General features: G+C 61.7%; 9 protein-coding genes. 2 read left to right on the top strand and 7 right to left on the bottom strand.

Features of this window, described 5'->3' with window-relative positions:
* Position 1 precedes the first annotated feature (1 nt).
* Genes FN828_RS18455 through FN828_RS18425 form a run of 7 tightly spaced genes read right to left on the bottom strand, consistent with a single transcriptional unit; the run spans position 2 to position 9,133 of the window.
* Complete coding sequence (locus tag FN828_RS18455) at positions 2 to 961, bottom strand: hydroxymethylglutaryl-CoA lyase (RefSeq protein WP_028288579.1); 960 nt, start codon at positions 959 to 961, stop codon at positions 2 to 4.
* A gap of 4 nt (positions 962 to 965) precedes the next feature.
* Positions 966 to 2,972, bottom strand: a complete 2,007-nt coding sequence (locus FN828_RS18450) for an acetyl/propionyl/methylcrotonyl-CoA carboxylase subunit alpha (RefSeq protein WP_142494836.1) — start codon at positions 2,970 to 2,972, stop codon at positions 966 to 968.
* Positions 2,973 to 2,982: 10 nt separating this feature from the next.
* Positions 2,983 to 4,590, bottom strand: coding sequence for an acyl-CoA carboxylase subunit beta (locus FN828_RS18445; RefSeq protein WP_028288577.1), 1,608 nt, complete (start codon positions 4,588 to 4,590; stop codon positions 2,983 to 2,985).
* Positions 4,587 to 5,978 (bottom strand): phenylacetate--CoA ligase family protein, encoded by a 1,392-nt coding sequence (locus FN828_RS18440; RefSeq protein ID WP_028288576.1) that lies wholly within the window; start codon positions 5,976 to 5,978, stop codon positions 4,587 to 4,589. Before FN828_RS18440 ends, FN828_RS18445 begins: the two co-directional genes overlap by 4 nt.
* A gap of 27 nt (positions 5,979 to 6,005) precedes the next feature.
* The gene (locus tag FN828_RS18435; RefSeq protein ID WP_028288575.1) at positions 6,006 to 7,166 is read right to left on the bottom strand and encodes an acyl-CoA dehydrogenase family protein; all 1,161 of its coding nucleotides are present in this window, start codon (positions 7,164 to 7,166) and stop codon (positions 6,006 to 6,008) included.
* A 9-nt stretch (positions 7,167 to 7,175) separates the two neighbouring features.
* Positions 7,176 to 7,955, bottom strand: a complete 780-nt coding sequence (locus tag FN828_RS18430; RefSeq protein ID WP_028288574.1) for an enoyl-CoA hydratase/isomerase family protein — start codon at positions 7,953 to 7,955, stop codon at positions 7,176 to 7,178.
* On the bottom strand, positions 7,952 to 9,133 hold the full coding sequence (locus FN828_RS18425; RefSeq protein WP_028288573.1) for an acyl-CoA dehydrogenase family protein: 1,182 nt from the start codon (positions 9,131 to 9,133) through the stop codon (positions 7,952 to 7,954). The genes FN828_RS18430 and FN828_RS18425 overlap by 4 nt, the downstream gene beginning before the upstream one ends.
* 126 nt (positions 9,134 to 9,259) lie before the next feature.
* On the opposite strand from FN828_RS18425, the gene FN828_RS18420 reads away from it, so the two are divergent.
* Together FN828_RS18420 and FN828_RS18415 are read left to right on the top strand one after the other, a co-directional pair.
* Positions 9,260 to 11,260, top strand: coding sequence for an NADPH-dependent 2,4-dienoyl-CoA reductase (locus FN828_RS18420; protein WP_142494838.1), 2,001 nt, complete (start codon positions 9,260 to 9,262; stop codon positions 11,258 to 11,260).
* Positions 11,261 to 11,286: 26 nt separating this feature from the next.
* The gene (locus FN828_RS18415) at positions 11,287 to 11,823 is read left to right on the top strand and encodes an AMP-binding protein (RefSeq protein ID WP_235891532.1); all 537 of its coding nucleotides are present in this window, start codon (positions 11,287 to 11,289) and stop codon (positions 11,821 to 11,823) included.
* Positions 11,824 to 11,898 lie beyond the last annotated feature (75 nt).

Below are 11,898 nucleotides of genomic sequence, written 5' to 3'. Positions count from 1 at the left end.
CTCAGAGTGACTTGCGGTATTTGTCCAACCCGCCGGTGTGCATGACCCGGCCCATGAGCGGCACACCGATGATCTCTTCTGCTTTGACCGCCGCTGCGATCAGCTTGTCCAGATCAATGCCGGTTTCGATGCCGAGCTCGTGACACAGGAACACTGCATCCTCGGTGCAGACATTTCCTGCGGCGCGCGCGTGGCCGTGGCCCGCGAAAGGACAGCCGCCAAGACCGGCGACGGAGCTTTCGAACATGTCCACGCCCATCGACAGGGCCGCATAAACGTTGGCGATCCCCAGCCCACGTGTGTCATGGATGTGCATACCGATGCGCGCCTCGGGCGCCAATTCGCGCAGGGCGCCGATCATCCGTTTGACCGCCTCGGGGTTTCCCCAACCCATGGTGTCGGCGACCACGAGGATCGGCACGGGGATGTTCTCTTCTTCGCATAGCTGAAGGATAAAGCGGAAATCGTCCAAGATGCGTTCTTGGGGGATGGGGCCCTCGAGGTTGCAGCCGAAAGCGGTCATCACATAGGCCGCGTCGACGGTATATCCCTCTTCCTTGTAAAGACGGACCCAGTCACGTTGTTTTTCCCGCATCTCGGCCGAGGAACAATTGTTGTTCGATTGGGCGAATGCTTCGGAAGGATAGAACAGCAGACGCGGGTCGATATCGACCTCATGCGCGGTCAGGGCCTTGCGAAACCCTTTGTCGTTCAGCCACAGCGATGTGTAGTTCACGCCCGGTTTGCGCTTGATACGCTGGAACAACTCGCCGGTGTCCGCCATCTGAGGAACGTATTTCGGGCTGACAAAGCTGCCGACCTGAATGCGTTTCAAGCCGGTTTCGCTGAGCATGTCGATCAGTTCGATCCGCTCTTCGATCGGGTAAATCTTCTTTTCGATCTGAAAACCCTCACGCGGGCCTTCTTCACGAAATTCTACGAATTTGGGAAAGTCGCTCATTTCATCACTCCTCGGATGGCAGGATCTCGGCGATGACCTGGCCGCGATCGACCATGTCCCCATTCGAGACGGATATATTGCTGGCGATCCCGGCCGCGGCCGCCCGGATCGAGATTTCGAGTTTCATGGATTCCATGACCGCGACCACGTCGCCTTCGGCCACGCTCTGACCATCGGAGACCTTGATTTCGACAATCATGCCGGTCAGCGGAGAGGTCACGGCGCGATCCGCCGCGGCATCGCCGCCGGCAAAGGCAAGGGGCGCGGCGGGCCGAAAGACCAGGCGGCCTTCGGGCGTATCCAGTTCGATCACGCCCGCGTGCAGGCGCGCGTCGATCAGATGGACGGTGTCGCCTTCGCCGACACGCCAACGGCCCGGGGTCAGTTCACGTGCCGACAGTATCAGCGCCTCGCCTTTCTCCGAATGGATGGTGTACTTGGCACCCGGTTTGACTGGACTGACGCGCAGTTCTTCGGATACCTCGTCAGAATCGGTAAGCGTCACGCGCTGCCCCGCTTCAATCGCATCGCCGCCCAGTCCAAGCCGCCAGCCGGTAAAGGCATCACGGTTGGTCCAGGGATTGGCGTCTGTGTCGCTGCGCGACTGGGTCACGAAGAGAATGGCAGCGGTCGCCTTCCACAGATCTGGGCGGGTCAGGCCGGGTGCCTGTGTCAGCTCATCCAGCCTGCCGTCGATCCAGCGGGTATGCACCTGCATCCGTTCGAATTCATGGTTTCGCGCCAGCGCCGTTAGAAAGGCGCGATTGGTCTCGACACCTTCGACCGCGACATGATCAAGCGCCGTGGCCAGACGTGCCAATGCGGTTTCCCGGTCGGGCGCGTGCACGATCAGCTTGGCGATCATCGGGTCGTAGTAGGGCGTGACGGCATCGCCTTCTTCGACGCCGCTGTCGATGCGCAGGCCCGATGGCAGGCTGAGCGTGGAGAGCGTGCCCGTCGACGGGGCGAATTGCATCGCCGGATCTTCGGCGTAAAGCCGCGCCTCGACCGCGTGGCCGTTGATCGTCAGATCGTCCTGCACCAGTCCAAGGCCCGCGCCTTCGGCAATCCGCAGGTGAAGCGCGACAAGGTCCAGCCCGGTGATCGCTTCGGTGACGGGATGTTCCACCTGAATGCGCGGGTTCACCTCAAGGAAGAAATACTCGCCACCCGCGACCAGAAATTCGACCGTGCCCAGCCCGCGATAGTCCAGCGTTTCGCCCAAGCGCACCGCGTCGCGTGCGATGTCGTCCAGAAGCGTTCGGGGCAGACCCCAGGCCGGGGCTTCCTCGATGACCTTCTGGTGGCGGCGCTGAAGCGTGCAATCGCGTTCGAACAGATGCACCACATGGCCCTTGCCGTCACCTGCGATCTGCACTTCAACATGGCGCGCCTCGGGCAGGAAACGCTCCAACAGCAGCCCTTCGGAGCCGAAGGTGGATTTTGCTTCGCGCAGCGCGCCTTCGATGTCCTCGACCAGCGTGGTCTCGTCAGTGACGAGCCGTTGTCCGCGCCCACCACCGCCGCCGACCGCCTTGAGCAGCACCGGCAGGCCCATTTGGCGCACCTCCTCGGCAATCTGCTCGGGATCGGACCGCGCACCTTCGGCGCCCGAAATCACCGGGACGCTGGCCGCCACGGCGGCCTCTTTGGCGCTGGCCTTGTCGCCGAAACGTTCAAGCGTTTCCGGCGTCGGCCCCATGAAGATCATGCCGGCGGCTTCGACCGAACGAGCAAAATCGGGGTTTTCGGCCAGAAAGCCATAACCGGGATGGATCGCATCCGCGCCCACTGATTGCGCAGCGGCAATCACCGCGTCGATTTTCAGATAGCTCTCGGATGCAGGCCCGGCACCGATACAGACAGATTTGCCGATCTCGCGGACATGCAGGGCATTGGCATCGGCCTGCGAATGCACGCCGACAGGGGTGATACCGCTGGCCCGCGCGGTGCGCGCGATCCGGCAGGCAATTTCGCCGCGGTTGGCGATCAGAAGCGTTTTGATTTTCACGGTTCGCTCCTCACATCCTGAACACGCCGAAGTTGGTATCGACCTTGGGTCTGCGCGATGTCACATCCAGCATCAGCGCCATGACGTCACGGGTCTCACAGGGCTCGATCACGCTGTCGATCCAAAGGTTGGAAGCAAAATTATAGGCTCCCTGAAAATCTTCGTATTCCTTGCGGATCGGTGCCTTGAAGGCTTCCTCCTCCTCGGGGGTCCAGCTTTTGCCTTCGCGTTCGTTGATCTGCGCGCGGACCTGAGCCAGCACGCTGGCGGCCTGTTCCGGCCCCATGATTGCCGACCGTCCCGTCGGCCAGGCGAACATTGCGTCCGGCTGGAACGGGCGGCCCAGCATCGCCAGGTATCCGGCCCCGTAAGAGCCACCGGTGATGATTGTGAATTTCGGCACCCGGGCCGAAGACATGGCCGTGATCATCTTGGCGCCAGCCTTGGCAATGCCCATCTGCTCGACCTCGCGGCCCACCATGAAGCCGTTCACATCGGCCAGGAACAGCAGCGGAATATCACGCTGGACGCAGAGATTGATGAAATGCGTCGCCTTCAGCGCGGCTTCGACGAAAAGCACGCCTGTATTGGCGATGATCCCGACCTCGTGGCCGTGGATGCGCCCCCAGCCGGTCATGATCGTGTCGCCATAAAGCGGCTTGAATTCGTGAAAATCGCTCTCATCGACCAACCGAGCCACGATTTCGCGGTTGTCGGTCGGCACCTTGGGGTCGCGGCTGATGAGCCCATAAATCTCTTCGACCGGGTAGGCGGGCGCACGGGGCGTTTCGGGCGTCTTGCGGGGTTGGGGTTTTTCGCCAAGATGGCTGACAATTTCGCGCGTGATGGCCAGAGCGTGGGCGTCATCTTCGGCCAAATGGTCGGTCACACCGGAAACGGACGAATGCATCTTGCCGCCACCCAGTTCTTCGGCTTCGACCTTTTCGCCGGTTGCGGCAAAGGTCAATTCCGGTCCGCCCAGATACATAAAGCCCTGACCGCGCACGATCACCACTTCGTCACAGAGCGCGGGGATATAGGCACCACCCGCGGTGCAGGGCCCCATGACCACGGCGATTTGCGGCACACCATCGCCAGACATGCCGATCTGTTGGTGAAAGATGGAGCCGAACTGGCCTTCGTCGGGGAAAAGGTTGGCCTGGTCGGGCAGGAAGGCACCGCCGGAGTCCACGAGGGTGATGACGGGCAGGCGGTTTTTCCAGGCAATTTTCTGTGCCCGGACGTGTTTGCGGCAGGTGATCCCGAAATAGGTGCCGCCCTTTACGGTGGCATCATTGGCGATGATCATGCACTGACGGCCTTCGATCACGCCAATACCGGTAATGATGCCGGCGCCGGGTGGAACTCCCTTGTGCATATTCAGTCCGGCCAACTCGCCGAGTTCCAGAAATGGTGTGCCCGGGTCGATCAGCCGTTCGATCCGTTCGCGCGGCAGGATTTTGCCTTTGTCCACATGACGTTTGCGCGCCATTTCGGGGCCGCCGACGCGCTGTAAGAGCCGGAGGGCATGTAGTTCATCGACCTTTTCGCGGTAAGACACGTCGTTGGCGCGGAAGTCGTCCGACCCGCTGTCGAGAAGGGATTTCATTCTAGTCATGGCAGGTCTGGATATTTCCTGAGAACGAAGGCGACCTTAGCGGCGCCAGGTTTTTCGAAAGTGTCGGCCGCAACCAGGTGAACGTCGGCCTTGAAGACCAAGGAGTCGCGAAGCCGCTGCTCAATTTTCTTTTTGAGGGTGACGTCATCGGCCGGATCGCGATCGGGGCCCCGTTCGACAATCACCGTCAGCGCGCCCTGCGTGGTATGGCCCTCGAAATCGGCCACGATGCGCATGACGCCGTTGGTGTCCGGCACCATTTCGGTAACGATGCTGTTGATCGCCGACGGGAAGACATTGGCCCCGCGCACGATCAGCATGTCGTCGGTGCGGCCGGTGCAGCGGATCTTCGGTCCGGTGCGGCCGCAGGAGCATTCGGTATCGATCACTTCGATATAATCGCCTGACCGGAACCGCACGAGCGGGCTCGCCTGGCGGCCGAGCGCGGTATAGACCATCTCGCCTTCTGCGCCTTTTTTCCAGGGAATGATCCTGCCGCTCTCCGGGTCGAGCAGCTCGGTCAGGACATAATCCATGTTGACCATGTGCATACCCGACTGGGCGTCGCACTCGGCCCAGTATGTCACGCCCAGATCGGTGCCGCCCAGCATCTCGGTGCATTTCGCACCCCAGGCCTTTTCGATCTTTGCCCGAATTGCGGGAATGCCGCCGCCGGGTTCGCCGCCGACGATCACGCGCTCGATACCCAGTTCGCTGGCCTTGCAGCCAAGTACCTCGGGAGCCTTTTCGGCCAGGTGCAGCACAAAGTTCGGGGCGCCGACCACGCAACGCGTGCGGGTGTCGGCGCAGGCGCGCAGCAGCCGTTCCGCACCGCCATCGGCGCCCACCGGGACATCGATCGTGCCCATGTACTGCAATCCCTGCATCACGGGGATGCCGCCGACAAAGCCCTTGGCGAGCGAAAACGCGTGCAGCACCATGTCGCCCGGCCGCACGCCATTGGCAAAGAAACAGCGTGCCGTCATCTCGTGCCACATTTCGGCGTCGGATTCGGTCAGGGCCACATATGAGGGGCTGCCGGTCGTGCCCGACGATGCCTGCATTTGGATGATCTCGTACATGGGCGCGGCGCGGTGTTTGCCGAACGGCGGATCGGCGGCCAGGCTTTCGCGGATCTCGGTCTTGTAGGTATAGGGCAGTTTCTGCAGGTCTTCGATGGTGCGGATATCGTCGAATTCCACACCGGCTTTCGCGAACTTCTCCTGATAGAAAGTCGAGTTTGCCTTGAGATAGGCCATCTGATCGCGCAGTCGCTCTTCCTGAATACGGCGCACCTCGTCGAGCGGCGTGCCCTCGATCGCGTGCCAGAAGCGATCATTTACCTTGTCGGCGGCATCTTCCCGCCGGAAGCGCATTCCAAATTGCATGTCGTTCTCCGTTCCTAGCCGTGGCGATCAATAGGATCGTGGCAGGCCCATGACCTTTTCGCCGATAAAGCTCAGGCACAGTTCGCGGTTCACCGGCGCTGTGCGCAGCAGGCGGACCAGCGGGTACATTTCGTAAAGTCCCGTATCTTCGGTAAAGCCCGATCCACCATGCGCCTGAAGCGCCGCGTCGACCGCTTCGATCCCGGCTTCGGCGGCGGCATATTTCGCCATGTTCGACGACGCACCGGCAGGCAGCTTGTTGTCGAACTCCCATGCCGCGCGCCGGGTCATCAGACTGGCCATTTCGACTGCCGTATGCGCCTTGGCCATCGGATGCTGCACGCCCTGGTGCGCACCGATGGGTTGGCCGAACACATTGCGCTCGGAGGCATAGGCCACGCCCTTGTTCAGGGCGAACCGGCCGATGCCGCAGCACAAGGCGGCCAGGATAATACGCTCGGGGTTGAGGCTGTCGAACAGGATCGAGAACCCTTCGTCCACCTCGCCGACCACATCCTCGGGGCCGAGATCCACATCGTCGAAGAACAGTGTCCACTGCTCCTCGGGCAGGGGGATCGAGATCTTCACCCGCTGCTTGTGGACGCCTTTTTTCTTCAGATCCACGGCGAACAGGGTAAAGCCGTCGGTCTTGCGGCTGACCTCGGTATGCGGTTTGGTCCGCGCCACCACGAGGCAGTAGTCGGCCACTTCGGCCCCGGTGATGAAGGTCTTTTCGCCCGACAGGCTGAACCGGTTGCCTCGACGCTTGGCCAGCGTAGTGGCCTTCATCGTGTTCGACCCGGCCCCCGGTTCGGTGATCGCGAAACAGAACTGGATATCACCGCGGCAGGCGGCCGGCAGCAGTTCTTTCTTGTGGAACTCGCTCCCGTGGCTGGCGATATGGGCCAGCGACATGGTCGGCCCGACCACCATCATCAAAAGCGGAATGCCGTGATTGGCGGTGCCCTCCATGAACAGGGCCATTTCAGTCATACCAAGGCCCGCGCCGCCGAATTCCTCGGGCACCATGATGCCCAGGAAACCGTCATCGGCAATCTGCTTGAACATCTCGTGCGGGAACTCATGCCTGCGCGCGTGGTCCAGCCAATACGCATTGTCGTATTTCTGCGCCAGCTGGCCGCCATACTCGTAAATCTGGCGTTGTTCGTCGTTCAAAATGAAATCCATGTTTCGTCCTCAGGCCTTGAATTCGGGGGCGCGCCGGTTCTCGAATGCGTCGAGGCCCTCGGCCACGTCATCGCTGGGCAGTGCACGCACCGCGGCATCGCGCTCAAGCCGCATCTGCTGGTCGATACCAAGGTCCGCACCTTCGCGCGCCAACCGCTTCATCTCGGCGATGCCGGGACGCGAGCGGGTGGCGATCTTCTGGCAGTATTCCAGCGAGATCTTGTGCAGGTCCGCATCCGGCACGATGTAGTTGACCAGGCCGGCCTCTTTGGCCTCGTCCGACTTGAGCCAGCGGGCCGAGAACATCAGGTCGAGCGCCCGGCGCTGCCCCATCAACCGCGTCAGCCGCTGCGAGCCACCCCAACCGGGAATCAGCCCGAATTGCGCATGCTGATCGCCAAACTGGGCGCTTTCGGCCGCAAAGCACACGTCGCAGGCCAGCATCAGTTCGATCCCGCCGGCCAGACACAACCCCTGCACTGCGACTACGACAGGGAGGGAGGAGGTTTCGAGCGCACGCAGGTTTTTCATGCCAAAGGCGATGAAATGGTCCAGCGCGGCGGGATCGTTCAATTTACCTTTCACTTCCACCAGATCGGCACCGGTGCAAAAGTGCTTGCCCTGCGCCCGGATGAGGATCGCCCGAATAGCGGGGTTCGCCTCGAATTCCGCACGCGCGACAGAAATACGCTCATGCACCTCAAGTGACAGGCAATTGAATTTCTCGGGGCGGGCCAGTTCGATGATGCCGGTGTTGCCCTCGGAAGTGACGAGGATGGGGTCGCTCATTTCGAGGCTCCCTTCGCCTTCTTGTCATACTGCAGCGCCATGCGACCGACCTTCTCGCGGGCGATCACCAGCTTCTGGATCTGCGCGGTGCCGTCACCGATCTGCAAGCCGAGCACATCGTTGTAGCGCTGGTGGTGGGGCAGGTCGGTGGTGTAGCCGTAATGTCCGTGCAGGATCAGGCACTGGTGCAGGATCTCGCAGGCGGTTTTGGGCAGGTACCATTTGCACATGGCGGCCTGAGAGGTGTGGGGCAGGCCACGGTCGCGCAGGTCCAGCGTGTAATAGCAAAGCTGGCGCATCATGGTCAGTTGGGTCTCGGCCTCGGCCAAGGGAAAGCTGACACCCTGATACTGCACGATCGGGGCTCCGAATGCCTCGCGCTCCTGAACGTAGGCCCAGGTTTCATCCACCGACGCTTGCGCGGCCCCCAGGCACTCCAGCCCGATCAGTGCGCGGGAATAGTCGAAGCCCGCCATGATCGTGCCAAAGGCACGGTCCTGTTCCGCCATCATGTTTTCAGCCGGCACGAAAACATCGTCAAAGAAAACCGAGCCGCGCCCGACAGGCTTGGTGCCGATGTCGTCAAAATGGGTGCGCTTGATGCCTTCCTGGTTCAGATCGACGAAAAAGGCGCTGACCCCGCGTGAGCCGCCGTCAGGATCGCCGGTACGGGCAAAGACGACCGCCGCATCCGCCTGACTGGCAAAACTCATGGATGTCTTTTCACCGTTCAGCCGCCAGCCGTTGCCGGATTTCTCGGCCCTCAGAATCAGGTTCGCCGCATCCGAACCGCCGCGCGGCTCTGTCAGGCCCAGGCCAATGACCGCATCACCCGAAACAACCTTGGGCACCCATTCCGACGCGATGTCCTTGGAGGCATGTTTGGCAACCATTCCGCCCATGAGAGAGCCCAGAAGCTGCACGTAACTTGCGTTGAAATCGGCATAGGCGATCTCTTCGACGATCAGCCCTGACGTGACAGAGCTTTCGCCGAGACCCCCGAATTCCTCGGGCAGATCGGCCCCGATCAGCCCCAGTGCGCCCATCTCCTTGATCAGCGCACGGTCGAATGTATGGCCGCTGGCGCGTTCTTGATATGTGGGCGAAAGCCTTTCAGTTGCGAAGCGCTTTGCGGTCTCGCGAAACGCCTTCTGATCGTCTGTAGGCTGGAATTGCATCGGTGCTCCTCCTCGTGAGCGAAAATCTTCTTTCCAAAAATCTAACAAATGTTAGAATGTATATCAAGTGCAGTTTTGAGGAGGAGAACCAAAGTGAAAAATAGACCAGATGGAAGCTTTGAAACCATGCTCTCGCCCATCCGCGCAGGCCAGCATACATTGCGAAATCGTGTCATCATGGGGTCGATGCACACGCGGTTGGAAACCGAGCCTGACGGCATAGCTAAACAGATCGCTTTTTACTCTGAGCGGGCGCGGGGGGAGGCGGCGATTCTGGTCACCGGCGGGTTTTCGCCCAATGCCGAGGGCATATTCGATCCAGAAGGTCCGAGAATCGATGACCCGGAAGAAGCGCTTGACCTGCGCCCGATCTGCGAGGCGGTGCAGGCCGAAGGCAGCCTGATCTGCGCGCAACTCCTCCACGCCGGGCGCTATGCCAAGATCGAAGGGTGTGTGGCCCCGTCGCCGATCCGCGCCCCGATCAACCGTTTCATCCCGCGTGAAATGACCGAAGCCGACATTCTCCGTACCATCGAGGATTTTGCCGTGGCGGCCGCCAATGCGCTGGCCGCAGGCTTTGATGGCGTCGAGATCATGGGGTCCGAGGGATACCTGATCAACGAATTCACCGTCACCCACACCAACAAGCGCCAAGACGACTGGGGCGGCAGCGCCGCGAACCGCCACCGATTCCCGGTCGATATCGTGCGCGCGGTGCGCGAACGTTGCGGCCCCGACTTTCTGGTCATCTACCGGATTTCGGCGGCCGATCTGGTCGAGGGCGGCGCGCCCGCCGATGAAATTGCCGCACTGGCCCGCAAGATCGAGGCTGCGGGTGCGGATATCCTGAACACCGGCATCGGCTGGCATGAGGCCCGCGTGCCGACGATCGCCTACCCGGTGCCGCGCGGTGCCTGGCGCAAGGCGGCAGCCAACGTCAAAGCGGCGGTGTCGATCCCGGTAGTCGCCTCGAACCGGATCAACACACCCCAGCTTGCAGAAGACATACTTGCCTCTGGCGATGCGGACATGATCTCGATGGCGCGCCCGTTTCTGGCCGATCCGCATTTCGTGAAAAAGACGCGCGAGGGCCGCGCAGACGAGATCAACACCTGCATTGCCTGCAACCAGGCCTGCCTGGATTTCATTTTTTCGGACCGGCCGGTCGGATGTCTGGTCAATCCAAGGGCCGGGCGTGAAACGGAATTCCGGGATACGCCAACCGACACGCCAAAGAAAGTGGCCGTCGTTGGCGGTGGTGCCGCGGGCATGGCCACAGCCGCCGAGGCGGCACGGCTGGGCCACGATGTCACCCTGTTCGAAGCGCAGGACAAATTGGGCGGTCAGCTGAATCTGGCCCGCGCCGCACCAGGCAAGGACGAATTCGACGAAACCCTGCGGTATTATGCCGGTCAGATGCAGAAACACGGGGTCACGCAGCGTCTGGGACAGCGGGCAGAGGCGAGCGATCTTGAGGGATTTGACCATGTGGTCATCGCCACCGGGGTCACGCCGCGCATTCCCGACCTGCCGGGTATCGACCATCCCAGCGTCGCGACCTACGCCGAAATTCTGTCCGGTGACCGCGAGGCGGGCGACCGTGTCGTGGTGATGGGGGCGGGGGGCATCGGTCATGATGTGGCCGAGTTCCTAGTGACCAAACCCGCCGAGACCGCGAATTCCGACGTCTTTTGCGAAACCTGGGGAGTGGACCCCGAATTTGTCTCCTCGGGTGCCCTGGCGGGCGACCCTCTGGCACCGAAGCCGTCGCGCCGCAAGGTCGTCATGCTGCAGCGCAAGACCGCTAAACCGGGCGCGGGGCTTGGTGTTTCGACAGGGTGGATCCTGCGCAACGCGCTGCGCAAACATGGGGTCGAGGCAATGGGCGGGGTGACCTATGAACATATCGACGATGCGGGGCTGCACATCGTCGCGGACGGAAACCCGACGGTCATCGCAGCCGATACAATTGTGCTGTGCACCGGTCAGGAACCGGAACGGGCCCTGGCCAAAGAGGTTGTAGCGCGCGGCGTCCTGGTTACGATGATCGGCGGGGCAAAGGAGGCCGCCGAACTGGATGCGCTGCGCGCCATTGATGAGGGCGTGCGCCTGGCGCAGGATCTCTGAACCGAGGCTCGGGCAAGGGGGAAACTATGCTGACCGGCGTCATCCGCGCGGGGCGCGCTGATCTGTATTCGATCTTTCGAACCCGCGCACATGACTGCGCCCGCGCCCTCGCCATCGAGGACGGCAGCAGGAAACTGACCTATGCAGAACTGCTGGAGCGGGTCGATCGTCTGGCGGCTGTCTTTCTGGCACGAGGCGTGGCGCCCGGAGACAGGATCGCGATCCTGTCGCATAACCGCTCAGAATACCTGGAGGTCGAACTTGCAGCAGCGGGAATCGGCGCGATCGTCGCCTGTCTGAACTGGCGGCTTGCCCCCGATGAACTGCGGCACTGCATCGATCTGGTCGAGCCGGTTCTCGCGGTTGTCGAACCGGAACTTTCAGAAGCTTACCGCGCCGTCGCGTCGACACCCTGTCTAACCGTCGGGCCAGACCTGGAAACGGCCATTGCCGGGGTCGAGCCGGACCCGCGCACCGGAACCATGGTTGACGACCCCGAGGCCGGTCTGACGATCCTCTATACCTCGGGGACCACGGGCCTGCTGTCACTGTACCCTAATTAATCAGATTCTGCGGATTGGAAGCGTTTTCGGCAGATTCTGTACCCTTAATTGCAATATATCCACAGGGCGCTGCGT

Source organism: Thalassovita litoralis, from assembly GCF_900182725.1.
In the GTDB taxonomy this organism is placed as follows: Bacteria; Pseudomonadota; Alphaproteobacteria; order Rhodobacterales; family Rhodobacteraceae; genus Thalassobius; species Thalassobius litoralis.
This window is presented reverse-complemented; position numbering and strand designations above follow the sequence as displayed.